The 24,447-nt window shown below is 69.6% G+C and carries 23 protein-coding genes and 1 riboswitch; of the genes, 16 read left to right on the top strand and 7 right to left on the bottom strand.

The window, feature by feature from the left end:
- Nucleotides 1-9: 9 nt before the first annotated feature.
- The 5 genes from OG246_RS42510 to gcvT form a co-directional block, all read right to left on the bottom strand.
- On the bottom strand, nucleotides 10-2,064 hold the full coding sequence (locus tag OG246_RS42510; RefSeq protein WP_266474829.1) for a DUF1906 domain-containing protein: 2,055 nt from the start codon (nucleotides 2,062-2,064) through the stop codon (nucleotides 10-12).
- Between the two features lie 379 nt (nucleotides 2,065-2,443).
- Nucleotides 2,444-3,811: an L-serine ammonia-lyase gene (locus OG246_RS42505; protein WP_266474827.1), complete on the bottom strand. Its 1,368-nt coding sequence runs from the start codon at nucleotides 3,809-3,811 to the stop codon at nucleotides 2,444-2,446.
- Between the two features lie 147 nt (nucleotides 3,812-3,958).
- On the bottom strand, nucleotides 3,959-5,233 hold the full coding sequence (glyA, locus tag OG246_RS42500; RefSeq protein ID WP_266474826.1) for a serine hydroxymethyltransferase: 1,275 nt from the start codon (nucleotides 5,231-5,233) through the stop codon (nucleotides 3,959-3,961).
- 15 nt (nucleotides 5,234-5,248) lie between these two features.
- Complete coding sequence (gcvH, locus tag OG246_RS42495) at nucleotides 5,249-5,626, bottom strand: glycine cleavage system protein GcvH (protein ID WP_266474825.1); 378 nt, start codon at nucleotides 5,624-5,626, stop codon at nucleotides 5,249-5,251.
- Between the two features lie 123 nt (nucleotides 5,627-5,749).
- Nucleotides 5,750-6,868 (bottom strand): glycine cleavage system aminomethyltransferase GcvT, encoded by a 1,119-nt coding sequence (gene gcvT, locus OG246_RS42490; RefSeq protein ID WP_266474824.1) that lies wholly within the window; start codon nucleotides 6,866-6,868, stop codon nucleotides 5,750-5,752.
- 147 nt (nucleotides 6,869-7,015) lie between these two features.
- Nucleotides 7,016-7,117: riboswitch (glycine riboswitch) on the bottom strand.
- A gap of 168 nt (nucleotides 7,118-7,285) precedes the next feature.
- Between gcvT and OG246_RS42485 the strand changes: the two genes are divergently transcribed.
- The 12 genes from OG246_RS42485 to OG246_RS42430 all read left to right on the top strand — a co-directional run bounded on the left by OG246_RS42485 (nucleotide 7,286) and on the right by OG246_RS42430 (nucleotide 19,844).
- The gene (locus OG246_RS42485) at nucleotides 7,286-7,960 is read left to right on the top strand and encodes an AAA family ATPase (protein ID WP_266475074.1); all 675 of its coding nucleotides are present in this window, start codon (nucleotides 7,286-7,288) and stop codon (nucleotides 7,958-7,960) included.
- Between the two features lie 146 nt (nucleotides 7,961-8,106).
- Entirely contained in the window at nucleotides 8,107-8,910 is an 804-nt protein-coding gene (locus tag OG246_RS42480) for an enhanced serine sensitivity protein SseB (RefSeq protein ID WP_266474822.1), read from the top strand.
- A 186-nt stretch (nucleotides 8,911-9,096) separates the two neighbouring features.
- Entirely contained in the window at nucleotides 9,097-9,897 is an 801-nt protein-coding gene (locus OG246_RS42475; protein WP_266474820.1) for an enhanced serine sensitivity protein SseB C-terminal domain-containing protein, read from the top strand.
- A 449-nt stretch (nucleotides 9,898-10,346) separates the two neighbouring features.
- Nucleotides 10,347-11,345: an ABC transporter permease gene (locus tag OG246_RS42470; RefSeq protein WP_266474819.1), complete on the top strand. Its 999-nt coding sequence runs from the start codon at nucleotides 10,347-10,349 to the stop codon at nucleotides 11,343-11,345.
- Between the two features lie 55 nt (nucleotides 11,346-11,400).
- Complete coding sequence (locus OG246_RS42465) at nucleotides 11,401-13,152, top strand: ABC transporter substrate-binding protein (protein WP_266474816.1); 1,752 nt, start codon at nucleotides 11,401-11,403, stop codon at nucleotides 13,150-13,152.
- A gap of 69 nt (nucleotides 13,153-13,221) precedes the next feature.
- Nucleotides 13,222-14,229: an ABC transporter permease gene (locus OG246_RS42460; protein ID WP_266474814.1), complete on the top strand. Its 1,008-nt coding sequence runs from the start codon at nucleotides 13,222-13,224 to the stop codon at nucleotides 14,227-14,229.
- Complete coding sequence (locus OG246_RS42455; RefSeq protein WP_266474812.1) at nucleotides 14,226-15,323, top strand: ABC transporter ATP-binding protein; 1,098 nt, start codon at nucleotides 14,226-14,228, stop codon at nucleotides 15,321-15,323. Before OG246_RS42460 ends, OG246_RS42455 begins: the two co-directional genes overlap by 4 nt.
- Nucleotides 15,320-16,630 (top strand): ABC transporter ATP-binding protein, encoded by a 1,311-nt coding sequence (locus tag OG246_RS42450; RefSeq protein ID WP_266474811.1) that lies wholly within the window; start codon nucleotides 15,320-15,322, stop codon nucleotides 16,628-16,630. The genes OG246_RS42455 and OG246_RS42450 overlap by 4 nt, the downstream gene beginning before the upstream one ends.
- A gap of 79 nt (nucleotides 16,631-16,709) precedes the next feature.
- The gene (locus OG246_RS42445; RefSeq protein ID WP_266474810.1) at nucleotides 16,710-17,375 is read left to right on the top strand and encodes a trimeric intracellular cation channel family protein; all 666 of its coding nucleotides are present in this window, start codon (nucleotides 16,710-16,712) and stop codon (nucleotides 17,373-17,375) included.
- A gap of 74 nt (nucleotides 17,376-17,449) precedes the next feature.
- Nucleotides 17,450-18,310 carry a thioesterase family protein gene (locus tag OG246_RS42440; RefSeq protein ID WP_266474809.1) on the top strand — a complete coding sequence of 287 codons (861 nt, stop codon included), beginning with the start codon at nucleotides 17,450-17,452 and terminating at the stop codon, nucleotides 18,308-18,310.
- A gap of 71 nt (nucleotides 18,311-18,381) precedes the next feature.
- Nucleotides 18,382-19,365: a YafY family protein gene (locus OG246_RS42435; RefSeq protein WP_266474808.1), complete on the top strand. Its 984-nt coding sequence runs from the start codon at nucleotides 18,382-18,384 to the stop codon at nucleotides 19,363-19,365.
- Nucleotides 19,366-19,490: 125 nt separating this feature from the next.
- Complete coding sequence (locus OG246_RS42430) at nucleotides 19,491-19,844, top strand: hypothetical protein (RefSeq protein WP_266474807.1); 354 nt, start codon at nucleotides 19,491-19,493, stop codon at nucleotides 19,842-19,844.
- 74 nt (nucleotides 19,845-19,918) lie between these two features.
- Here the strand turns inward: OG246_RS42430 and OG246_RS42425 are convergent, their stop codons facing one another.
- Nucleotides 19,919-20,545 (bottom strand): TetR family transcriptional regulator, encoded by a 627-nt coding sequence (locus OG246_RS42425; protein ID WP_266474806.1) that lies wholly within the window; start codon nucleotides 20,543-20,545, stop codon nucleotides 19,919-19,921.
- A gap of 186 nt (nucleotides 20,546-20,731) precedes the next feature.
- On the opposite strand from OG246_RS42425, the gene OG246_RS42420 reads away from it, so the two are divergent.
- From OG246_RS42420 to OG246_RS42410, 3 genes are all read left to right on the top strand, one after another.
- On the top strand, nucleotides 20,732-20,899 hold the full coding sequence (locus OG246_RS42420) for a hypothetical protein (protein WP_266474803.1): 168 nt from the start codon (nucleotides 20,732-20,734) through the stop codon (nucleotides 20,897-20,899).
- 47 nt (nucleotides 20,900-20,946) lie between these two features.
- Entirely contained in the window at nucleotides 20,947-21,240 is a 294-nt protein-coding gene (locus OG246_RS42415) for a DUF4190 domain-containing protein (RefSeq protein ID WP_266474801.1), read from the top strand.
- Nucleotides 21,241-21,334: 94 nt separating this feature from the next.
- Entirely contained in the window at nucleotides 21,335-22,504 is a 1,170-nt protein-coding gene (locus OG246_RS42410) for a cysteine desulfurase family protein (protein ID WP_266474799.1), read from the top strand.
- A 20-nt stretch (nucleotides 22,505-22,524) separates the two neighbouring features.
- Here the strand turns inward: OG246_RS42410 and OG246_RS42405 are convergent, their stop codons facing one another.
- Nucleotides 22,525-23,250 carry an N-acetylmuramoyl-L-alanine amidase gene (locus OG246_RS42405; protein ID WP_266474797.1) on the bottom strand — a complete coding sequence of 242 codons (726 nt, stop codon included), beginning with the start codon at nucleotides 23,248-23,250 and terminating at the stop codon, nucleotides 22,525-22,527.
- Between the two features lie 60 nt (nucleotides 23,251-23,310).
- Here OG246_RS42405 and mnmA point away from each other — a divergent pair, with 60 nt between their 5' ends.
- On the top strand, nucleotides 23,311-24,438 hold the full coding sequence (gene mnmA / locus OG246_RS42400) for a tRNA 2-thiouridine(34) synthase MnmA (RefSeq protein WP_266474795.1): 1,128 nt from the start codon (nucleotides 23,311-23,313) through the stop codon (nucleotides 24,436-24,438).
- Nucleotides 24,439-24,447: the final 9 nt, after the last annotated feature.

Raw genomic sequence — 24,447 nt, 5'->3', positions numbered from 1 at the left:
GGACGCCGGTCAGGCGTTGGTGCCGACGTGGAGGGTGCCGTCGGGTGTGGCCGTGGCGTAGGTGCCGAAGATGGCGCCGTTGTCGTCCACCAGGCTGCTGACGCTCCAGTTGCCGGTGGTGCCCTTGCGGACCCGGTCCCAGACGTCGCCGTTGACGACGGCCTCGACGTGGAGGTCGCCGTTGGGCAGACCGGCCGAGGAGATCTGCGTGACGGCCCCGCCCGCGTCGATCTTCGTGCTGTTGCCCCACGTGCCGCCCTCGGAGCGGGTGCGGTCCCAGACCTCGCCGTTGACGAGCGCCTGCACATGCAGGGACCCGTCGGGCAGCGCGGCCGACGCGAGGTCCTTGATGCCGCCATTGCCGTCGATCATGGAGCTGGCGCCCCAGGTGCCCGCGGCGGAGCGGGTGCGGTCCCAGATCTCGCCGTTGACGAGCGCCTGGACGTGCAGGGTCCCGTCGGGCAGTGCGGCCGAGGCGACGTCCGTGACGGCTCCGCCCGCGTCGATCTTCGTGCTGTTGCCCCACGTGCCGTTGGCGGCCCGCGTACGGTCCCAGATCTCACCGTTCACGACGGCCTGCACGTGCAGGGTCCCGTCGGGCAGCGCGGCGCCGGCGACGTCGGTGATGGCACCCTGGCCGTCGATCATGGTGCTGGCGCCCCAGGTGCCGGTGGCGGAGCGGGTGCGGTCCCAGATCTCGCCGTTGACCAGGGCCTGGACGTGCATCGTGCCGTTGGGGAGACCGGCCGCGGCGACCGCGTTGACGGCTCCGCCCTCGTCGATCAGGTCGGCGGTCCCGTCCCACGGGCCGCCGTCCGGACGCGAACGGTCCCACACCCGCCCGTGCGGAGTGGCGGTGTCCGTGGAGATCTGGACGTCCAGGTAGTCCTGGTCGATGTTGATCGTCGTACCGCCCCAGGTCTCGTTGTGGCCGCCCGAGTACTGGTGGATCCGCTGGTGGTTGCTCCAGCGGGAGCTGGGCACGACCGGATCGGCGGTGTCCGCGACCCCGTTCCACAGCGCGTCGAAGATGACGTCCGGCATGGTGTAGCCGCTGTAGTTGTCGACCAGGTCCTTGATGCCGGAACTGCTGCTGCTGTAGATCCCGGAGTGGTAACCCCGGGCGTGGAGCTGCTCGGTCCAGGCCGACTCGAAGGACAGCACCCTGGAGGTGTACGACGAGGAGTACGCCTCCATGTCGTAGTACAGCGTTGACCCGGGCCCGAATCCGAGCGCGGTCGCGTTGCTGATGGCGTCGTTCGCGGCGCTGATGCCCTGACTCGCGGGCGAGGTGATGCCGGAGGCCTGCGTGCCGACGTAGATCGGCACGAACCGCCAGCCGTCGTCGGCCTGTTGCTGCACCCAGCTCGCCGTAAGGTTCGGCTGACTGCAGGCACGCTGCGAGCCGCCGATGTAGATGCCGACCGCGCTGTACGGCGAACTCGCCTGCCAGCTGCTCATGGCCCCGGACGAGGGAGCGGCACAGGTGTCGAAGCCCTTGCCGGTGTAGTTGGTTGCGGTCGCGGGCAGGGCGGCCGCCGCTGTGAGGAGCCCCGGGGACTCCTGCGGCTCCTGGACGCGGGGCGCCGCCGTCGGGATGTCGGCGCCGGTCAGGATGGAGCGGACGAGCGCCGGGTTCGTGTCGTAGGTCGCGGTGATGCTCACGTCGGCCGACTTGGCGCGGTACTCGCGCTCCTCGGGCCTGGCCAAGGTGCCCCGCCGGTCCGCCGGGTTGGCCGCGGGCTCGACCAGCAGGGCCTCGGTGCGTCCCACCGCGTGGCTGGGGCAGTCCTGGTCGGCGGCCGGCTGCCCGAGGTACACCGCGTGCCGGTCGAACCGCACGCAGGCCGTCGGGTTCTCGGCGAGGTCCACGACCTGCCAGGAGCTCGGTACCGTGAACCGGTGTCCCTGGTACACGAGTTGCTTCGCCGCAGGCTGCTCCTCCGCCTGAGCGGGAGCGCCGCCGAGCGCTGCGAGACCGAGAGTCAGAAGTACGGTGGCCGCGGTCGTTCTCCGGGATCTCCTGCGCCCGGGGCCCTTGTTGTTCCTCGTACGTAATCGCATGCGTGTCCCTACCTCTTGACGGATCCGGATGTCAGCGGGGGAGAACGATTCGCGCAGCGCCGACCGAGGAACGAGGAAGAGCGCGCGTCAAAAAGTGCGCGCCGGACGTCCTTCGGTGAAATGGAATGGCGCTACGAGCGCGGCCGTGCCGAGGCACGGCGTCGCGAGCGAACCATGAGCATGGGAAGACGCATCCCCCAGTGCGTCGTCGAGTCCATCCAGGCGGCCCACCGGTCAGTGTGGTTCCGCTGGAACTGCCTGATCACCATAGAAGGGGCTGCTGGGGATGTCGTTCCCCATGGGTCCACAGAGACTTGACGTTGCGTCTACTCCGCACCGGACCGCGAAACGGAGGAAACCAGAGGCCGGACCCGCCCCCTCAGCACTCGATGATGTTCACCGCAAGCCCGCCCCGCGCCGTCTCCTTGTACTTGACGCTCATGTCCGCGCCCGTCTCCTTCATGGTCTTGATGACCTTGTCGAGGGAGACCTTGTGGGAGCCGTCGCCGCGCATGGCCATCTTCGCGGCCGTGACGGCCTTCACCGCGGCCATGCCGTTGCGCTCGATGCAGGGGATCTGGACGAGGCCGCCGACCGGGTCGCAGGTGAGGCCGAGGTTGTGTTCCATGCCGATCTCGGCGGCGTTCTCGACCTGTTCGGGGCTGCCGCCGAGGACCTCGGCGAAGGCGCCGGCGGCCATCGAACAGGCCGAGCCGACCTCGCCCTGGCAGCCGACCTCGGCGCCGGAGATGGAGGCGTTCTCCTTGAAGAGCATGCCGATGGCGCCCGCGGCGAGCAGGAAGCGTACGACCCCGTCCTCGTCGGCGCCCGGCACGAAGTTGATGTAGTAGTGCAGGACGGCCGGGATGATGCCGGCGGCGCCGTTCGTCGGGGCGGTGACCACTCGGCCGCCCGCCGCGTTCTCCTCGTTCACCGCCATCGCGTACAGGGTGATCCACTCCATCGCGTGGGCCAACGGGTCGCCCTCGGCGCGGAGTTGGCGCGCGGACATGGCGGCGCGGCGGCGGACCTTGAGGCCGCCGGGCAGGATGCCCTCGCGGGCCATGCCGCGCGACACGCACGCCTGCATCACCCGCCAGATGCCGAGGAGCCCCTCGCGGATCTCCTCCTCGGTGCGCCAGGCGCGCTCGTTCTCCAGCATCAGCGCGGAGATCGACAGGCCGGTCTCGCGGGTCAGCCGGAGCAGCTCGTCGCCCGTGCGGAAGGGGTACTTCAGGACCGTGTCGTCCAGCTTGATGCGGTCCTCGCCCACCGCGTCGTCGTCGACCACGAAGCCGCCGCCGACCGAGTAGTACGTCTTCTCGAGGACCAGCTCGCCGGAGGAGTCGTACGCGAAGACCGTCATGCCGTTCGCGTGGTACGGCAGCGTCTTGCGGCGGTGCAGGATCAGGTCGTCGGAGAAGGAGAAGTCGATCTCGTGCTCGCCCAGCAGCTTGATGCGGCCCGCCGACTTGATCTCCTCGACCCGGGCGTCGGCCCCTTCCACATCCACCGTCCGCGGCGAGGCGCCCTCGAGGCCGAGCAGCACCGCCTTGGGGGTGCCGTGCCCGTGCCCGGTCGCGCCCAGCGAGCCGTACAGCTCGGCGCGTATCGACGCCACCGACTCCAGCAGCTCCTCATTGCGCAGCCGCCGGGCGAACATGCGTGCCGCGCGCATCGGGCCGACCGTGTGGGAGCTGGACGGGCCGATGCCGATCGAGAACAGGTCGAAGACCGAGATGGCCACGGGAACTCCTCAAAACAGGCAAAACAGGGGTGGTGCATGGGGCGGGCGCCGCACACGGCTGAGTTCCAGTGTGCGCGGCGCCCCGAAGAATCGTACGTTCCGTGCGAATCCAATGAGGAAACGCAGAAAGCGCGCGAAGCGTACGAACTACTTCAGGCCGGGGTACAGCGGGTGCTTGTCGGCCAGAGCGGACACCCGGGCCTTCAGCGAGTCCGCGTCGTACGACGGCTTCAGCGTCTCCGCGATGATGTCCGCGACCTCGGTGAAGTCCTCGGTCGTGAAGCCGCGGGTCGCCAGGGCCGGCGTACCGATGCGGAGACCCGAGGTCACCATCGGCGGGCGCGGGTCGTTCGGAATGGCGTTGCGGTTGACCGTGATGCCGACCCCGTGGAGGCGGTCCTCGGCCTGCTGCCCGTCCAGCTCGGAGTTGCGCAGGTCGACCAGGACGAGGTGCACGTCCGTACCGCCGGAGAGCACCGAGACGCCGACCGAGGTGACGTCGTCCTGGACGAGGCGCTCCGCCAGGATCCGCGCACCGTCGAGGGTCCGCTGCTGGCGCTCCTTGAAGTCGTCCGTCGCGGCGACCTTGAAGGAGACGGCCTTGGCGGCGATCACATGCTCCAGCGGACCGCCCTGCTGGCCCGGGAAGACCGCCGAGTTGATCTTCTTGGCGAGCTCGGCCGTGGACAGGATCACGCCACCGCGCGGACCGCCCAGCGTCTTGTGGGTGGTGGTCGTGACGACATGGGCGTGCGGTACGGGGTTCGGGTGCAGGCCCGCCGCCACCAGACCGGCGAAGTGCGCCATGTCGACCATCAGGTACGCGCCGACCTCGTCCGCGATCCGGCGGAACTCGGCGAAGTCCAGCTGACGCGGGTACGCCGACCAGCCGGCCACGATCAGCTTCGGCTTCGACTCCTTGGCGAGCTTCTCGACCTCGGCCATGTCGACCTGGCCGGTGGCGTCGTCCACGTGGTACGCGACCACGTTGTAGAGCTTGCCGGAGAAGTTGATCTTCATGCCGTGGGTCAGGTGCCCGCCGTGCGCGAGGTTCAGACCCATGATCGTGTCGCCGGGCTTGATCAGCGCGAACATCGCGGCCGCGTTGGCCTGGGCGCCCGAGTGGGGCTGCACGTTGGCGTGCTCGGCACCGAAGAGCGCCTTCACACGGTCGATGGCGATCTGCTCGACGACGTCGACGTGCTCACAGCCGCCGTAGTAGCGGCGGCCGGGGTAGCCCTCGGCGTACTTGTTGGTCAGGACCGAGCCCTGGGCCTCCATGACGGCGACCGGAGCGAAGTTCTCCGAGGCGATCATCTCGAGGGTGGACTGCTGGCGGTGCAGTTCGGCGTCGACGGCGGCGGCGACGTCCGGGTCGAGCTCGTGCAGGGGTGTGTTGAGAAGCGACTTGGATTCAGACATAGGGGCTACGACTCCTCAGCCGGCGGTGAAAGCGGTGTACTCGTCGGCGGAGAGCAGGTCGTCCGGCTCGTCCGCGATGCGCACCTTGAACAGCCAGCCGCCCTCGAAGGGGGCCGAGTTCACCAGGGCCGGGTCGTCCACCACGTCCTGGTTGAACTCCACGACCTCGCCGGTGACCGGCGCGTACAGGTCGCTCACCGACTTGGTCGACTCCAGCTCACCGCAGGACTCACCCGCGGTGACCGTGGAACCGACCTCCGGAAGCTGGGCGTAGACGACATCGCCGAGCGCGTTGGCCGCGAACTCGGTGATGCCGACCGTCGAGACGCCGTCCTCGGCGACCGACAGCCACTCGTGCTCCTTGCTGTAGCGCAGCTGCTGGGGGTTGCTCATGGCCTGAATTCTCCTGTACGCGGGGGAGTGCTGATGACGGGGGGAGGGGTGATGAGCAGGGCGGATGTGCCCGGTGTCACGACTGGTGACCGTGGAGCCCGAAGCCCGGCTTTCGGGTCAGTCTCACTTCTGGCGCTTGTAGAACGGCAGCGCCACGACCTCGTACGGCTCGTGGCTGCCCCGGATGTCCACACCGACTCCGGCGCTGCCCGGAGCGGAGTGCGCGGCGTCGACGTACGCCATCGCGATCGGCTTGCCCAGCGTCGGGGACGGGGCGCCCGACGTGACCTCGCCGACCACCTTGCCGTCGGCGACCACGGAGTAGCCGGCGCGCGGCACGCGACGGCCCTCGGCGATCAGGCCGACGAGCACCCGCGGGGGGTTCTCGAGCGCACGCTCGGCGGCCGCGGAGAGCGCCTCGCGCCCCACGAAGTCGCCCTCCTTCTCGAACTTCACGACCCGGCCGAGGCCGGCATCGAAGGGGGTGAGCGAGGTGCTCAGTTCATGCCCGTACAGCGGCATGCCCGCCTCCAGGCGCAGGGTGTCACGGCAGGACAGACCGCACGGGATGAGCCCGGCCGGGGCGCCCGCCTCGGTCAGCGCCTGCCACACCTTCTCGGCGTCGCCGGGGGAGACGAAGAGCTCGAAGCCGTCCTCACCGGTGTAGCCGGTGCGGGCGATGAGAGCCGGGACGCCCGCGACCGTGCCGGGCAGACCGGCGTAGTACTTCAGGCCGTCGAGGTCGGCGTCGGTGAGGGACTTGAGGATGCCGGGCGACTCGGGACCCTGCACGGCGATCAGCGCGTACGCGTCACGGTCGTCGCGCACGACGGCGTCGAAGTCCGCCGCACGCTCCACGAGCGCGTCCAGCACCACCTGGGCGTTGGAGGCGTTGGCGACGACCATGTATTCGGTCTCGGCCAGCCGGTAGACGATCAGGTCGTCGAGGATGCCGCCGTCCGCCCGGCAGATCATGGTGTAGCGGGCGCGGCCGACGCCCACCGAGGCGATGTTGCCGACCAGCGCGTAGTTGAGGAGCACGGCGGCCTGGGGCCCGGTGACCGTGATCTCGCCCATGTGGGAGAGGTCGAAGAGGCCGGCCTTCGTACGGACGGCGAGATGCTCGTCGCGTTCGGAGCCGTAACGAAGGGGCATGTCCCAGCCCGCGAAGTCGGTCATCGTCGCGCCGAGCGAGCGATGCAGGGCATCGAGCGCGGTGTGACGGGGTGCGTTGCTGCTCATCGGTGGGGCTCCCAAGGCATGACGGCGAGGTCGTTCCTCCCCATCTGTCATCGGAACCTGAGAGGTTCATCACGACCCCGCGAAACGGTGGTCATGATTTGCACCTTGGGTGGAGCCACTGGTCAGCGGCCCGCTTTTCAGATGTGCCTCGCCCGCGCGGTACGGGGCCTGAGAGATTCAAGGGAGGGACTTGCTCCTTCGGCGCCCAGGGTCACGTGACATGACCTGGGACTCTCCCGCGCGGATTCAAGCGGCCGGTATGCAGTTGGCGGGCACATCATTGCACGCGCCGTCCGATACTGGCAGTCCGCATCTGTAACCGCCTTGTGGCAGACCGATTACGGAAACAGGAAGCACCGCGCATTACCTTCTCTTTACACTCGGCGGGGATGGGACTCCAGACCCATGGGGAGGACGATCACGGTGAACAGGACCACGGCGTACGCGACGACCGCAGGCCTCGCGCTGCCCAAGCAGCCCGGCGCTCCGGCCCGGGAGGCGTGCGACCCGTTCCCGACGGCTGTCGTCCGCGACCTCAGGGACCGCGCGGGCCACAGCCCGCACGGTCTGCACTTCGGCACCTCCGACGTCGTCGTGGTCACCGGACTCCCCGGCAGCGGCAAGTCGACCCTGATGCGCCGCGCCGTCTCGGGGCCGCGCATCGACTCGCAGGACACCCGCGACCGCTGGGACGGACACGTGTCCCGCTGGCTGCCGTACGCGGTCTACCGCCCGCTCGTCCGCCTCGCGCACTACACGGGGCTGCACCGCGCGCTGCGCTCCGGCGCCGGAGTGGTCGTACACGACTGCGGCACCCAGGCCTGGGTGCGCCGCTGGCTCGCCCGCGAGGCGCGCCGCCGGGGCGGCACCCTGCACCTGCTGCTGCTCGACGTCACGCCGGGCACGGCCCTCGACGGCCAGCGCGAGCGCGGCCGCGGCGTCTCGCGGTACGCGTTCTCGCGCCACCGCGGCGCGGTCACCCGGCTGCTGCGCTCCGTCGAGAAGGGGGACCTGCCGGAGGGCTGCGGCTCGGCGGTGCTCATCGACCGCGACGCGGCCGACGTACTGCGCCGGATCGACTTCGGAGGCTGAGAGCGGCCGAGAGTGGCCGAGCGCGATCGAGCGCGGCCGGGGGCGGCGAGAGCGGCCGGGATGCCGTACAAGCGCACTAACCTTGCCAGCCGGAACACCGGAACACCGGAACACCGGAACAGTGGTTCACAGCAGGCGGTAGACAGATGGACTTCCCAGCCTTCCCCGAATTCCCTGGCCTCCCGGCGCAGGCGTACCCCCATCCGCACGGCGGATGGCCGGGCAACGAACTGGAGGAGGTGCTCGCCGCGTCCCTCGGCGTGCCCGCGGGCCCCTCCTCGGGTGCCCGCATCGTCGAGGTCCTCGGCCGCAGCTTCGTCTGGGTCCCGCTGCCGAACGGCGGCGGCCCGAACAGCGGCCCGCTCGACCTGCCCACGCTGGAGATCGCCGGTCAGGCGTACGTCCCTGTCTTCAGCTCCGAGGAGCAGTTCCGCCAGGTCACCGGCGGGCACATGTCGTACACGATCGCCCCCGCCGTCGAGTTCGCCCGCGGGCTGCCCCCGCAGATCGGCATCGCGGTGAACCCGGACGGTGTGGTCGGCGTACCGCTGCCGCCCCCCGCGGTCGCCGAGCTGTGCCGTGCCGGGCGTACGCCTCTCGACGGATCCGCGAGCGGCGGCCGGGTGCGGCTCTTCGAGCCCGACTGGCAGGACGACCCGGTGGACTTCCTGTCCGCGGCCTCCGCCGAGTTCGCCGGGACCGGCGTCGTGCTGACCGCCCGCCGCTGCCTGGCCAGCATCGAGGGCGGCGCCCCCGTGATGTTCATCGGCGTCGAACTCTCCCTCTGGGAGGGCGAGGCCCGCACCCTCCCCCTGGACGCCCTGGGCCGCGCGCTCGGCCGGGTCCCGGCCCCGTGGCCGGTGAACCTGGTCCTCCTGGACGTGGCCCAGGACCCGGTCTGCGACTGGCTGCGCCAGAGGGTGCGGCCCTTCTACCAGCACGGCCACTGAAGGCGCCCCGACAGGGGCGCGGGGAACGGCGCGAGCAACCACAACGGGCCCGCGGCCACAGAACGACAGCAAGTCCCGAGCTCTCACACGGCTTTCCCAGCGGAGCGTCCACGTCGCTGTCAGGGTCGCCGCTTAAGCTGGTTTCATAACGTCGGTCGAGGTGTTGTACACGAAGGGGCTGTAAAGGTGAGCGCTGGCACAGCCGCGGCTGGGCAGGTCGAGCACATGCTGCGCCAGGTGACGCCCGGGCGTTACGACGCCTACGAGGCGCTCCTGCGCGCGCTCGCGGCCCCGTCGGCAGGCCAGGTCTGGATGCTGCTCTGGCACGGCCAGTCCGGCTCCCCGGACGCGCAGTACGGGAACATGGAGGTGGACGGCTTCGGGTACGCCCCCTGTGTCACCTCCGCCCAGGAGCTCTCGGCCAGTGGCTGGAACCGCAGTTACGAAGTCGTCGACGGCCTCGACGTGGCCCGCACCCTGTACCCCGACCAGTTCGGCCTCTGGCTGAACCCGCACGCCCCCGGCGGCGGCGTCGGCATCCCCTGGCTCGACCTGCGGCGTATCGCCACGGGCCTGGAGCGCCAGCCCGCGGGTCCGCTCAGGCTCTCCGAGCCGGGCATCGAGATCCCGCAGTTCTACGCCCTGCTCACGCAGAACGCGCACCGCACGTCCGCCGTGCGCTCGCTGCGCCGCGCCTGGGTGCAGCCCGCGCTCGGAGCGCCCTATCTGGCCATCGGCCTCGATGTGTACGACACCTCGCCGCCCGCCGTCGACTCCGTGCGGGCGATGATGCAGCAGTCCATCGGCGCCGTGCCGGACGGGCTGCCCGTCTCGACCGTCGCGATGTCCGACGAGTACGACCCGGTGGCGATGTGGCTGCGGTCGAACGCGCGGCCCTTCTACGACCGTGAGGCGCACGCGGCCCCGGCACAGGCGCAGGCCCCGGTGGCGGGTGGCTACGGCTACCCGCAGTCCCGGTCATACTGATCTCCACACCATCATCACGACCTGGTCTCCGCCCCGCCGCGCCCTGATTCTGTCCGTCGCAACGTCGCGTCTGACCTGCGTATCAGGAGATGTAAGGGCTGCATGTCCCCTTTGAGGCTGACACTGGCCGAAAGGGCCCTGCATGGCCGCTTCCACCCCAACTGCCCCCTGTCCGCCGGGCGTTACCCGCTGTTCGGATAACGGAATCCCCTTAACCGCATCACGGTTGCGCATACTTTCTCCATCAGACCTGGCACGTGATCGTGGCGGCCATGAAGACTCCCGTGTCAGACATGGGGTCATCGATCCTGTGAGCGAGTGCAAGTCGTCGGATCAGCCCGGGATTCCAGGCCGCATCATCTGCGGCCGCTCCCGGCATGCAAGTGAACCAAGCCGCAGACAGCGGCAGGCGTAGGCCGGTCACCACCGGTCAGAGGGGTCGGGTCATTGTGACCGCACCGATCGAGACCACCGGGTCGGAAACGGAAGCACAGCCGGAAGCTGTGCTGGCCGGAGTCGACAAGGGGCAGATCGAGGGCCGTTCCCTGGGGCAGATCGCCTGGACGCGCTTCAAGCGCGACAAGGTGGCGGTCGCCGGCGGTGTCATCGTGGTGCTGCTCATCCTGCTGGCGGCGCTCTCGCGCCCTATCCAGGCGGTGCTCGGCCTCGACCCGAACGCCTTCAACCAGGATCTGATCGATCCCAACACCTCGCTGCCCCTGGGCGACTTCGGCGGGATGAGCTGGGCGCACCCGCTCGGCGTGGAGCCGAAGTTCGGGCGCGACATCGCGACCCGCATCCTCGAAGGCTCCTGGGTCTCGCTGGTCGTCGCGTTCGGGGCGACGATCCTCTCGAACGTGATCGGTACGGTCCTGGGTGTGGTCGCCGGGTACTACGGCGGGCGGGTCGACACGATCATCAGCCGCCTGATGGACACCTTCCTCGCCTTTCCCCTCCTGCTCTTCGCGATCGCCATCTCCGCCACGCTGCAGGGCGGCGCGTTCGGCCTGGAAGGGCTGCCGCTCCACATCAGCGTGCTGATCTTCATCATCGGCTTCTTCAACTGGCCCTACCTGGGACGCATCGTCCGAGGCCAGACCCTGGCCCTGCGGGAGCGCGAGTTCGTCGACGCCTCCCGGGGGATGGGCGCGAAGGGGCCGTACATCCTCTTCCGGGAGCTGCTCCCCAACCTGGTCGGCCCGATCATCGTCTACTCGACGCTGCTCATCCCGACCAACATCCTGTTCGAGGCCAGCCTGAGCTTCCTGGGCGTCGGTATCCAGCCCCCGCAGGCGTCCTGGGGCGGGATGATCAGTGAGGCGGTCACCTACTACCAGGTCGATCCGCAGTTCCTGATCGTGCCCGGCCTCGCGATCTTCGTCACCGTGCTGGCGTTCAACCTGCTCGGCGACGGTCTCCGCGACGCTCTCGACCCGCGCAGCCGCTGACATGGGCCGCGCCGAGAGTCCATCAAGTTTCCAACAATGGAGGAAGCAGACCATCATGCGAAGGTCAGCGCTGGCCGCGGTTGCGGCCATCGGCTCTGTGAGCCTGCTACTTGCGGGTTGCAGCAAAGCCGATGACAACGAGAACAATGACGGAACGAAGTCGGCCGGCGCCAACGCGGCGACCAAGGACGTCGTCAACGCCTCCACCCAGAAGGGCGGGACGGTCACTTACGAGTACTCCGACGTCCCGGACTCCTTCGACCCGGGCAACACGTACTACGCGTACATGTACAACTTCAGCCGGCTGTACGCCCGCCCGCTGATGACCTTCAAGCCCGCTGCGGGCGACAAGGGCAACGAGCTGGTCCCGGACCTCGCCGCGAGCGCGGGTGTACCGAGCGACGGCGGCAAGACCTGGACGTACAAGCTGCGTTCGGGCCTGAAGTACCAGGACGGCACGGCGATCACGTCGAAGGACGTGAAGTACGCCGTGGAGCGCTCCAACTTCGCGCGTGACGTGCTCTCCCTCGGCCCGAACTACTTCCAGCAGTTCCTCGAGGGCGGCGACAAGTACAAGGGTCCCTACAAGGACAAGAGCGCCGAGGGTCTGTCGTCGATCGAGACGCCGGACGACACCACGGTCGTCTTCAAGCTCAACCGCGCCTTCCAGGAGTTCGACTACCTGGTCGCCACGCCGCAGACGGCTCCGGTCCCGCAGGCCAAGGACACCGGCGTCGACTACGTCAAGAACATCGTGTCCTCGGGCTCGTACAAGTTCGAGAGCTACGAGGATGGCAAGCAGGCCGTCCTCGTCCGCAACGAGAACTGGGACGCGTCGACCGACCCGCTGCGCAAGCAGTACCCGGACAAGATCGTCGTCAAGCTGAAGGTCAACGCCGAGACGATCGACCAGGACGTCTTGGCCGGTAACGCCATAGACCTGGGCGGTACGGGTGTCCAGGCCGCGACGCAGGCGAAGGTCGTCAACTCCGCCGACCTGAAGGCCAACACCGACAACACCTACGGTGGCCGTCTCGTCTACATGGCGATCAACACCAAGCTCGCGCCGTTCGACAACGTCGCCTGCCGCAAGGCCGTCGAGTACGCGATCGACAAGGTCTCGGTGCAGACCGCCGAGGGCGGCCCGATCCGCGGTGACATCGCCACCACCGTCCTCCCGCCGGACATCCCGGGCTACGAGAAGTCGGACATCTACGCCTCCGCCGGCAACAAGGGCGACGTGGCCAAGGCCAAGGAGCAGCTGACGGCCTGCGGCAAGACGTCGATCACCACGAACATCTCCGCGCGCAGCGACCGCCCGGCGGAGATCGACGCGGCCACCGCGATCATCAACTCGCTGAAGGCCGCCGGGATCAACGCCAGCCTGAAGCAGTACCCGTCGGGCAAGTACTTCACCGACAACGCGGGTGTCCCCGAGTTCGACAAGAAGAACAACATCGGTCTGATGATGATGCAGTGGGGTTCCGACTGGCCGTCCGGCTACGGCTTCCTGCAGCAGATCCTGCACGGTGACGCGATCGGCGCGTCCGGCAACACCAACCTGTCGCAGTTCGACAACGCCGACGTCAACACCACGCTGGAGAAGGCGATCGGCACGGAGGACAAGGCGACGCGTGACGCCATGTACACCGAGGTCGACAAGAAGACCATGGAAGAGGCGGCCCTCGTTCCGCTGACCTACTTCAAGGTCCTGCTGTACCGCCCGGCCGGCTTCACCAACCTGGTGTCCACGGCGGCCTTCAGCGGTCAGTACGACTACCTCAACATCGGTACGACCAAGAAGTAGCCCCGGAAGGCAGGTGAAGGCATTGGTGCCCGCGGGCTTCGCGGCCCGCGGGCACCAGCGCCGATCCCCGTGATCTCGTACATCCTCCGCCGGATGGCCGCGGCAGTGATCCTGCTGCTGGTCGTCACCGCGGTCACCTTCGCCATCTTCTTCGTACTGCCGCGGTTCGCCGGTCAGACCGCCGACTCGCTGGCCCAGCAGTACATCGGGAAGAGCCCGACGGCGGCCGACATCGCCGCGGTCAAGCAAAACCTCGGACTGGACCAGCCCCTCTATCTCCAGTTCTGGCACTTCATCAAGGGGATCGTGGTCGGATCCACCTATGACCTCGGCCCCACCACGGCGCACTGCGACGCGCCCTGCTTCGGCTACTCCTTCAAGACCCACCAGGCGGTCTGGCCGGAGCTGACCTCCCGCATTCCGGTGACGGCCTCGCTGGCCGCCGGTGCCGCCGTGCTCTGGCTGGTGTCCGGTGTCACGGCCGGTGTGGTCTCCGCGCTCAAGCCGCGCTCGTTCCTCGACCGCACCTTCATGGGCATCGCCCTCGCCGGTGTCTCGCTGCCCATGTTCTTCACGGGCAACCTGGCGCTGCTGCTCTTCACCTTCCAGTGGCCGATCTTCGGCCAGACGTACGTCCCGTTCACCGAGAATCCCGCGGAGTGGGCCAACACCCTCTTCCCCGCGTGGTGCTCGCTCGCACTCCTCTACTCCGCCATCTACGCGCGGCTCACCCGCTCGGGCATGCTGGAGACGATGAACGAGGACTACATCCGTACGGCCCGCGCCAAGGGCCTGCGTGAGAGCAAGGTCGTGGTGCGGCACGGGCTGCGGGCCGCGCTGACGCCGATCATCACCATCTTCGGCATGGACCTCGGTCTGCTGCTCGGCGGAGCCGTGATCACCGAGTACGTGTTCTCGCTGCCCGGCATCGGCCAGTACGCGGTACAGGGCATCACCGACAACGACCTGCCCAAGATCCTCGGTGTCACCCTGGTCGCCGCACTCTTCGTCGTGATCGCAAATCTTCTGGTGGACCTGCTCTACGCGGCCGCCGACCCTCGGGTGAGGCTCTCGTGACCGAACTGTCCAAGACCGGCGCCGCGGTAGGCGAACCCGTCACCGCGCGCTCGGACGCACCGAGCGCCTTCCTCGAAGTACGCGACCTCAAGGTGCACTTCCCGACCGACGACGGCGTGGTCAAGTCCGTCGACGGGCTCAGCTTCTCGCTGGAGAAGGGCAAGACCCTCTCCATCGTGGGCGAGTCGGGATCCGGGAAGTCCGTCACCTCGCTGGCGATCATGGGCCTGCACCGGCTGGGCGCGGGCGGCAAGCACGTCCGGATGTCCGGCGAGATCTGGCTCGACGGCCAGGAACTGGTGAGCGCCGACCCGGACGAGGTGCGCAAGCTCCGCGGCCGCGAGATGGCGATGATCTTCCAGGACCCGCTCTCGGCGATGCACCCGTACTACACGATCGGTAACCAGATCGTGGAGGCGTACCGCGTCCACCACAAGGTCGACAAGAAGACCGCGCGCAGGCGGGCCATCGAGATGCTCGACCGGGTCGGCATCCCCGAGCCCGGCAAGCGCGTCGACAGCTACCCGCACGAGTTCTCCGGCGGTATGCGCCAGCGCGCGATGATCGCCATGGCGCTCGTCAACAACCCCGAACTGCTCATCGCGGACGAGCCGACGACCGCCCTGGACGTGACCGTCCAGGCGCAGATCCTCGACCTCATCCGCGATCTGCAGAAGGAGTTCGGCTCCGCCGTCGTCCTCATCACCCACGACCTGGGTGTGGTCGCCGAGATCGCCGACGACGTCCTGGTGATGTACGGCGGCCGGTGCGCGGAGCGCGGTCCGGTCGACACGATCTTCGAGCGGCCGCAGCACCCCTACACCTGGGGCTTGCTGGGCTCGATGCCGCGCATCGACCGGGAGACGTCCGAGCGGCTCATCCCCGTCAAGGGCCAGCCGCCGAGCCTCATCAACGTCCCCTCGGGCTGCGCCTTCCACCCGCGCTGCCCGTACGCGGATCTCCCCAAGGGCGATGTCACCCGTACCGTGCGCCCCGAACTGCAACTGGTCGGCAGCGGGCACTACTCCGCCTGCCACCTCTCGCAGGAGGACCGTACGCGGATCTGGACCGAAGAGATTGCGCCGAAGCTGTGAGTGAGACGAAGAAGAGCGACGCCACCGAAGCGGCGGTGATCCCGCAGCAGGCAACGGCCCCCGACGACCGCGAGGTGCTGCTCAGGGTCCAGGGGCTGAAGAAGCACTTCCCCATCCGGAAGGGCGTCCTCCAGCGCCAGGTCGCGGCCGTCAAGGCGGTCGACGGCATCGACTTCGAGGTGCGCAAGGGCGAGACGCTGGGCGTGGTCGGCGAGTCCGGCTGCGGCAAGTCGACCATGGGCCGGGTCATCACCCGCCTCCAGGACCCGACCGGCGGCACCATCGAGTTCGAGGGCCAGGACATCACTCGGCTCGGCGCGGGGAAGATGCGCCCGCTGCGCCGGGACATCCAGATGATCTTCCAGGACCCGTACGGTTCGCTGAACCCGCGGCACACCATCGGCTCGATCGTCTCGGCGCCCTTCCGGCTCCAGGGCGTCGAGCCCGAGGGCGGTGTGAAGAAGGAGGTCCAGCGCCTTCTCGAGCTGGTGGGCCTGAGCCCCGAGCACTTCAACCGCTACCCGCACGAGTTCTCCGGCGGCCAGCGTCAGCGCATCGGCATCGCCCGCGCGCTCGCCCTGAAGCCGAAGCTGGTCGTGGCGGACGAGCCGGTCTCCGCGCTCGACGTGTCGATCCAGGCGCAGGTCGTGAACCTGATGGACGACCTCCAGTCCGAACTGGGCCTGACGTACGTGATCATCGCGCACGACCTCTCCGTCGTACGCCATGTCTCGGACCGCATCGCGGTGATGTACCTCGGCAAGATCGTCGAACTCGCCGACCGCACCTCGCTGTACGAGGCGCCGATGCACCCGTACACCAAGGCCCTGATGTCCGCGGTGCCGGTCCCGGACCCCAAGCGCCGGGGCGCCAAGAGCGACCGCATCCTGCTCAAGGGTGACGTGCCCTCGCCGATCTCGCCGCCCAGCGGCTGCCGCTTCCACACCCGCTGCTGGAAGGCCACGGCGATCTGCAAGACGGCCGAGCCGCCGCTCATCGAGCTGAAGCCCGGCCAGCAGGTGGCCTGCCACCACCCGGAGAACGCGGAGGATCAGGCGCCGCAGGACACGGTGCTGCTGTCGGCGGCGAAGGTTGCCCTGGAGACGGTCGAGCTGGTGCCCGCGGTGGATGCGGCCGAGGTGTCGGGGGAGGCTCCGGCCGAGGTTTCGGTCGAGGCCGAGGCTGTCGCCGATGAGGCTGAGGCTCCGGCTGAGGCCGCGACTTCGGATGAGGTTTCGGTCGAGGCCGTAGCTTCGGAAGAGGCCTCCAAGGACGTCCCCGCCGAGGATGCTCCGTCGAAGGAGTAGTCACCGGGGAGCCGGGCCGAACGACCAGCGACGGGAGAGCGCATGCGCGCTCTCCCGTCGGCGTAGGTAAAAATGTCGGGTGCTCCAGGAACTGTTCACCCCCTCCGTCCAGCATGTCCTCGACCTCGTGGGGATCTTCGTCTTCGCGATCTCCGGCGCCCTGCTGGCCGTCCGCAAGAACTTCGACGTCTTCGGCATCGCCGTACTCGCCGAGGTCACCGCGCTGGGCGGAGGGCTGTTCCGGGACGTGGTCATCGGGGCCGTACCCCCGGCCGCGTTCACCGACCTCGGCTACTTCAGCACCCCGCTGCTCGCCGCCCTGCTCGTCTTCTTCCTCCACCCGGAGGTGGAGCGGACCCAGGTCGCCGTCAACGTCTTCGACGCGGCCGGACTCGGCCTCTTCTGCGTCGCCGGCACGATGAAGGCGTACGAGTACGGGCTCGGCCTGACCCAGTCGGCGGCCCTCGGCCTCGCCACCGCGGTCGGCGGCGGTGTGCTGCGCGACGTCCTCGCCAACGAGGTGCCCTCACTGCTGCGCTGGGACCGCGACCTGTACGCGGTGCCGGCGATGGTCGGCGCCGCGATGGTCGTCGTGTGCATCCGCTACGACATGCTCACCACGTTCACCAGCGGGCTGGCGGTCGTCACGGCCTTCGTGCTGAGGCTGCTCGCGATGCGGTTCCACTGGCGGGCACCGCGCGCCTGGCACCGCCGCTCGACGGCGACGGAACCGGAGACGCCGTGAACGTTTCAACGGACTTCATGTGCCCGAAACAGTAAAAGCTACCGCTTAGTAATTTCCTGTTGTACCGTTCAGGCATGTCAGAAGCAGCTTCGATAGGGGCCCTGCGGGCCACGATCGGCGACAGCGAGTTCGACCGCGACACGGCGGTCACCCTGCGCGAACCCGGCGTCTACGACATCGATCTGTCCGCCGGGTGGACGATCATCAGCGCGGTCAACGGCGGCTATCTCCTCGCCGTCCTGGGCCGCGCCCTCGCGGACGCCCTGCCGCACACCGACCCGTTCACGATCTCCGCGCACTACCTGACCGCCTCCCAGCCGGGACCGGCGGTCGTCCGCACGGACATCGTACGCACAGGGCGGACCCTCTCCACCGGGCAGGCGTCCCTCTTCCAGTACGACGACGAGGGTCGCGAGGTCGAGCGGATCCGCGTCCTCGCCTCGTACGGCGATCTCGATGCCCTTCCCGAGGACGTCCGTACGACGGCGAAACCGCCCGCGCTCCCGCCCGTGGACCAGTGCTTCGGCCCCCAGGACGCGCCCGCTCCGGTGCCCGGCAGCTCGGCGATCGCCGACCGGCTGATGCTCAAGCTCGACCCGGCGACCCTGGGCTGGGCCCTCGGATCACCCTCCGGGAAGGGCGAGATGAGGGCCTGGCTCGGTCTCGCCGACGGCCGCGACGCGGACCCCTTCTCGCTGCTCCTCGCGGTCGACGCGCTCCCGCCGACCGCCTTCGAACTCGGCCTGTCCGGCTGGGTGCCGACCGTCGAACTGACGGTGCACGTCCGCGCCCGCCCGGCGCCCGGCCCGCTCCGGGTGTCGATCACCACCCGCAACCTCGCCGGCGGCTTCCTGGAGGAGGACGCCGAGGTGTGGGACAGCGAGGACCGGCTGGTAGCGCAGTCCCGGCAGCTCGCGCGGGTGCGGATCGGCTGAACGCCCGGCTGTCCGGGTGGATCGCCGACCGCGCGCGGTCGGCGAACCAGTCGTACGCGACCCTGGGGCCTGTGAAGTCTGACCGGCTGCTCTCGATCCTGCTGCTGCTCCAGACCCGCGGCCGCGTTCCCGCACGTGAACTCGCCGACCGGCTCGAGGTGTCGGTGCGCACCATCTACCGGGACGTGGAGGCGCTGTCCGCCTCCGGCGTCCCGGTGTATGCCGAGCGCGGGCGGCATGGCGGTATCGAACTGCTCGCCGGATTCCGTACGGACGTCACGGGGCTGACCGCGGACGAGTCCCGTGCGCTCTTCATCCTGGCCGCCCAGGGCGCGCACGCCGCGCTCGGTCTGGACGCGGCGCTCGGCTCCGCACTGCGCAAGGTGATGGCCGCGCTACCCGCCCCGCACCGGCCGGCCGCCGAGGCGACAAGCCGCCGCGTCCTGGTCGACGCCACGCGCTGGAAGGGCGGGCCCCAACCGGCCGTCGATCTGGACGTGTTGCAGGACGCCGTCTTCGCCGACCGCCGGCTGCGGCTGCGCTACCGGCACAGCGGCGCCGCCGAGCCGAGCACCTACACCGTCGACCCCTACGGGCTCGTCTCCAAGGCGGGCGTCTGGTACCTGGTCGCCGACCGGCGCGGCAGACCGCGGCTGTTCCGGGTCGACCGGGTGAGCTCGGCCACGCTCCTGCCCGATCCGGTACGGCGGCGGCCGGGCGTCGAACTCGTCGACGTCTGGGAGGTGTTGCGGCGCCGGGTGGAGGAGCGGCCCGGCGGTCTCGATGTCACAGTTCGGGTACAGCGCTCCCGCCTCGACCTGTTCCTCCGCCTCAACGCCGCCTCGCTCACGGCCCTGCCGGAGGACGACGGCGAGAGCGCGTGGGTGACCGCTCACCTGTCGTACGGCTTCATCCGCGAAGCACGCACGTTACTGGCCTTCGGGGAGGCCGTGGAGGTGCTCACGCCGCCCGAGGTGCGGGAGGAGCTGGCCGGTACAGCGGCTGCCATCAGCGCGTTGTACGAGGGTGAACGCGTCCCCCGCCGGAGGCGGTGATCCACAGCTAGCCACAGCTTCGGCACAGCGCGGCCCTACCTGCGTCTGGTGCTCTTGCCCCCACTCATCCCGTACTCATCCGGCATTCATAAACCGGGCCTGGGACTTGACTGGGAGTAAGACTCATGAACCGTCGCGTACGACTCGTCCCCGCCGTCGCACTGCTCGCACTCGCGCCGCTGCTCGCGGCCTGTGGCTCTGGCGACTCGTCGTCCTCCGACAGCGGCAGCACCGGGCAGACCGAATGCGCCCGGCCGTCGGGAATGCCGAGTGGAGGCCCGTCCGGGCGGCCCAGCGATGCCGCGGGGTCGGCCAGGCCCTCCGGTGCTCCCTCCGGTGCTCCTTCCGGGATGCCCTCGGGTGCGGCCGGCTCGGGCAGGCCGTCCGGTATGCCGACCGGTGGGGCCGGCGGCGGTGGCTGTGGCGGCTTCGGCGGTGGTCAGGGGGGCCAGGGCGGTCAGGCGCAGCAGGCGGGCTGACTGTTCCCGCCGCTTTCGCTCGAAGGCCGGCGGCCGACGGCTTTGTGGGGTGACGTGCTCGGTGAACGAGGGCGTCACCCCAGCCAGTTGCGGCGGCCGATGCTGATCAGCCGCATCTGGCGGCTCGCCACGCGGGCCACCCGGTCCTGCTCCTCCTCGGAGGCCTCCAGCGCCTCCAGGAAGAGCGAGGCCGTCATCAGCATCTGGTCGACGTACAGGCCCGCGAGCATCAGCAGGTCGTCGTCGCTCCACCCTTGCGACTCGGGCTGTTTGGCCAGCTCGTCCTTCACTTCCACGGCGAACCGGGCCAGTTGCTCGCGGATCTCCTCCCGCACCGGCTGGACTCCGCTGTGCCGCTCGCGCGCGATGAAGCGGACGTGCGCGGGGTGGGTCGCCACATGATGGGCGATCAGATCGACGGCGCGTGTGATGCGTTCGTCGCTGTCACCGGCCGCGGACACGGTGTCCCCGATCATCGGGTGCAGACTGCCCAGCGCCTCCTCGACGAGCGCCACACCGAGATCCGCCGTCGAGCGGAAGTGCCGGTAGAAGGCGGTCGGAGCGACACCGACGGCACGGGTGACCTCACGCAGACCCAGACTGCTCAGGCTCTGCTCCTCCAGCAGCCCCAACGCCGCGTCCAGGAGGGCCTGTCGGGTCTTCTGCTTCTGGGCCTGTCGGATGCCGAGGGTGTGACTCATGCCATGCAGTTAACAACTGTTCTCTGTAATTGGAAAGCCGGGAGACGCGCTAGACTCTGGAGTCAGTGAACAAGTGTTACTACAACCGTTCACTGAGTCGTCAAGTCCCGGAAACGCAACGGGTCTCACCGTCGAGACCCGGACAGGTTCCTGGACCGGACTTCGAGACTTCACGAGAGGCATCCCATGCTCTTCCTCGTCGCCGCCCTCCTGCTGATGGGTGTCGTGATGGGCTCCGTGGCCCACGCGCCGCTGCCCGTCAGCCTCGTCGCCGCCGTCGTCATCGGCATCTGGCTGGCCGTCTTCGCGGTACGCGAGCGGCACGCCCGCCGACGCCCGACCTCCACCAACTGACCGCGCCACACCTCCACCAACTCAACTGTTGGGAGCGGACTCACACCATGGAACTCACCGAACTCACGCCCGCCGATTCCCGTACGCCCGCGCCGACCCGCAGGACCGCCGGGCGGGACGCCGACGGCATGGCCGTCGCCTCCTTCATCCTCGGCCTCCTCGGCCTCCTGGTCCTCAACATCCTCCTGGGCCCCACGGCCATCGTCCTCGCCTGTGCCGCCCTCTACCGCGGCACGGCCCGCAAGGGTCGCGCGTTCCTGGGCCTCGGCCTGGGCATCGCGGACCTGGTCGTGCTCGTGACACTCATGCAGTTCGACAGCACGGTGTCCTGGAGCTTCTAGGGCGCGACATGCCCCCGGGTGACGGCCAGGACGAGGCCCACCCCCGGGTGGGGGCCGAGGCAGTGGAGGAAGGGCCCGTAGAATCGGGCCCACCATGGCTTACCTCGACCACGCCGCGACCACCCCGATGCTCCCTGAGGCGGTAGAGGCACTGACCGCCCAGCTCAGCGTCACGGGCAACGCCTCCTCCCTCCACGCCGCCGGCCGCCGAGCCAGGCGTACCGTCGAGGAAGCCCGCGAAACCCTGGCGGACGCCCTCGCCGCACGCCCCAGTGAGGTGGTCTTCACCTCCGGCGGCACCGAGGCCGACAACCTCGCGGTGAAGGGCCTGTACTGGGCCCGCCGCGACGCCGACCCCGCCCGCACCCGCATCCTCGCGAGCCCCGTCGAACACCACGCCGTCCTCGACGCCGTCCACTGGCTCGGCGAACACGAGGGCGCCACCGTCGAGTACCTCCCGGTGGACCCCTACGGCCGTGTCCACCCGGACGCCCTGCGCGAGGCCATCGCCCGCAACCCCGACGACGTCGCCCTCGCCACAGTGATGTGGGCCAACAACGAGATCGGCACCGTGATGCCGGTCCGCGAACTGGCCGCCGCCGCCGCCGAGTTCGGCATCCCGCTGCACGCCGACGCCGTCCAGGCCTTCGGCCAGGTCCCCGTCGACTTCGGCGCCTCGGGCCTCGCCGCCATGACCGTCTCGGGCCACAAGATCGGCGGCCCGTACGGCATCGGCGCGCTGCTCCTGGGCCGCGAGTACAGCCCCGTACCCGTCCTGCACGGCGGTGGCCAGGAACGCCATGTCCGCTCCGGCACGCTCGACGTGCCCGCGATCGCGTCGTTCGCCGTCGCCGGGCGGCTCGCCGCCGAGCAGCGCGAGTGGTTCGCCCGGGAGATCGGCGGCCTGCGCGACGAACTGGTCGAGGCCGTGCGCAAGGCCGTGCCCGACGCGATCCTCGGCGGCGACCCGGCCGACGGGGGGCGGCTGCCGGCCAACGCGCACTTCACGTTCCCCGGCTGCGAGGGCGACTCCCTGCTCCTCCTCCTGGACGCGCAGGGCATCGAGTGCTCCACCGGCTCCGCGTGCACTGCCGGAGTGGCCCAGCCCAGCCATGTCCTCCTCGCCACCGGCACCGACCCCGACCTGGCCCGCGGCACCCTCCGCTTCTCCCTCGGCCACACCTCCACGGAGGCGGACGTCGAGGCGGTGGCCCGCGCGATCGGACCGGCGGTGGAACGGGCGCGTACGGCGGGACTCAGCTAGCGGGACCCGGCCGACGGGACTCAGGCGGCGGGGGTCCCGGCCGCCTGAGTCTGTTTCTGGGCGGACAGCGCCTGCCGTACGAGCGGTATGTACCGGTCCCAGTCCCAGTGCGGCCCCGGGTCCGTGTGATCGGTTCCCGGCACCTCCACGTGCCCGATGATGTGCTCCCGGTCGACGGGGATGTCGTACCGCGCGCATATCCGGGCCGTCAGCCGTGCCGAGGCCGCGTACATCGCGTCCGTGAAATCCTGCGGACGGTCCACGAAGCCCTCGTGCTCGATGCCGACGCTCCGTTCGTTGAACTGCCGGTTCCCCGCGTGGTACGCCACGTCCAGCTCGCGGATCATCTGGGTGATGTGACCGTCCTTGCGGACGATGTAGTGCGCGGCCGCGCCGTGCCCCGGGTCCTGGAAGACCTTCACCGCGCTGTCGAAGCTGCCCTGGGTGACATGGATGATCACCCGGTCTATCCCGTAGTCGTCGGGCCGGTCCGCCCGACGCCAGTTCGCCGACGACGCGGCCACCCACTGGGCGCCCGTGAAGTCGACCTCGCCCTCCTTGCGCGGCTTCTCCACGCTCGGCAGCCGCCACCACAGGCGCGCGAGCTCGTCCCGCGCCAGCACGACACTGCCCACGGCGGCCGCCGCACCGCCGATGAGCAGCGCCCGGCGCCCGACCCGCCGGTCGCCGTCCTTGGCCCTGCGGCCCTTCGTCCGGGCCTTCGCGTCCGCCTTTTTCTCCCCCATGCGATCTTCAACGGATACTCGCGGGCTTCGGTTCCCAGGGCCCCGTACCCTGGAGGGGTTATGACTGAGACCTCGCAGCGCCCCCGTACCCTTCGCGTACTCGCCGCCATGTCGGGTGGAGTGGACTCCGCCGTAGCCGCCGCCCGCGCGGCGGAAGCCGGCCACGACGTGACGGGCGTGCACCTCGCGCTCTCCGCCAACCCGCAATCGTTCCGCACCGGCGCGCGTGGCTGTTGCACCATCGAGGACTCGCGCGACGCCCGCCGCGCGGCCGACGTCATCGGCATCCCCTTCTACGTGTGGGACCTCGCCGAGCGCTTCCGCGAGGACGTGGTCGAGGACTTCGTCGCCGAGTACGAGGCGGGGCGCACCCCGAACCCGTGCCTGCGCTGCAACGAGAAGATCAAGTTCGCCGCGCTGCTCGACAAGGCGCTCGCGCTCGGCTTCGACGCGGTCTGCACGGGCCACTATGCGCAGGTGATCGTCCGCGAGGACGGCACGCGCGAGCTGCACCGCGCCTCCGACATGGCCAAGGACCAGTCGTACGTCCTCGGTGTCCTCGACGACCGCCAGCTCGCGCACGCCCTGTTCCCGCTCGGCGACACGGTCACCACGAAGGACGAAATCCGCGCGGAGGCCGAGCGCCGCGGCCTCGCCGTCGCCAAGAAGCCGGACTCCCACGACATCTGCTTCATCGCCGACGGCGACACCCAGGGCTTCCTGGCGAACCGTCTCGGCAAGGCCGAGGGCGACATCGTCGACGAGTCCGGCACCAAGCTGGGCACCCACGAGGGCGCGTACGGCTACACGATCGGCCAGCGCAAGGGGCTCCGCATCGGCACCCCGGCCGCCGATGGCAAGCCGCGCTACGTCCTGGACATCTCCCCGGTCGACAACACGGTCACGGTCGGCCCGGCGGCCGCCCTTGACGTCAACGGCCTGACCGCGATCAAGCCCCGCTGGTGCGGCACGGCCCCCTCCGGCCCCGGCACCTACACCGCCCAACTCCGCGCCCACGGCGGCGAGACGACGGTCACGGCGGAACTCGTCGACGGCACCCTCGAGGTCAGCTTCACCGAGCCGGTCCGCGGGGTCGCCCCCGGCCAGGCGGTCGTGTTGTACGACGGCACGCGCGTGGTGGGCTCCGCGACGATCGCGACGACCACGCGCGCGACGGCGTCGGTCTAGGGGCGCCTG

Source organism: Streptomyces sp. NBC_00620 (assembly GCF_026341825.1).
GTDB lineage: Bacteria > Actinomycetota > Actinomycetes > Streptomycetales > Streptomycetaceae > Streptomyces.
This window is presented reverse-complemented; position numbering and strand designations above follow the sequence as displayed.

Excerpts from the sequence above, each read along its gene's own strand:
- OG246_RS42510 (WP_266474829.1), bottom strand. The coding sequence starts at position 2,064 with ATGCGATTACGTACGAGGAACAACAAGGGCCCCGGGCGCAGGAGATCC.
- glyA (WP_266474826.1), bottom strand. The coding sequence starts at position 5,233 with ATGTCTGAATCCAAGTCGCTTCTCAACACACCCCTGCACGAGCTCGAC.
- gcvH (WP_266474825.1), bottom strand. The coding sequence starts at position 5,626 with ATGAGCAACCCCCAGCAGCTGCGCTACAGCAAGGAGCACGAGTGGCTG.
- gcvT (WP_266474824.1), bottom strand. The coding sequence starts at position 6,868 with ATGAGCAGCAACGCACCCCGTCACACCGCGCTCGATGCCCTGCATCGC.
- OG246_RS42480 (WP_266474822.1), top strand. The coding sequence starts at position 8,107 with ATGGACTTCCCAGCCTTCCCCGAATTCCCTGGCCTCCCGGCGCAGGCG.
- OG246_RS42465 (WP_266474816.1), top strand. The coding sequence starts at position 11,401 with ATGCGAAGGTCAGCGCTGGCCGCGGTTGCGGCCATCGGCTCTGTGAGC.
- OG246_RS42440 (WP_266474809.1), top strand. The coding sequence starts at position 17,450 with ATGTCAGAAGCAGCTTCGATAGGGGCCCTGCGGGCCACGATCGGCGAC.
- OG246_RS42430 (WP_266474807.1), top strand. The coding sequence starts at position 19,491 with ATGAACCGTCGCGTACGACTCGTCCCCGCCGTCGCACTGCTCGCACTC.
- OG246_RS42425 (WP_266474806.1), bottom strand. The coding sequence starts at position 20,545 with ATGAGTCACACCCTCGGCATCCGACAGGCCCAGAAGCAGAAGACCCGA.
- OG246_RS42420 (WP_266474803.1), top strand. The coding sequence starts at position 20,732 with ATGCTCTTCCTCGTCGCCGCCCTCCTGCTGATGGGTGTCGTGATGGGC.
- OG246_RS42415 (WP_266474801.1), top strand. The coding sequence starts at position 20,947 with ATGGAACTCACCGAACTCACGCCCGCCGATTCCCGTACGCCCGCGCCG.
- OG246_RS42410 (WP_266474799.1), top strand. The coding sequence starts at position 21,335 with ATGGCTTACCTCGACCACGCCGCGACCACCCCGATGCTCCCTGAGGCG.
- OG246_RS42405 (WP_266474797.1), bottom strand. The coding sequence starts at position 23,250 with ATGGGGGAGAAAAAGGCGGACGCGAAGGCCCGGACGAAGGGCCGCAGG.
- mnmA (WP_266474795.1), top strand. The coding sequence starts at position 23,311 with ATGACTGAGACCTCGCAGCGCCCCCGTACCCTTCGCGTACTCGCCGCC.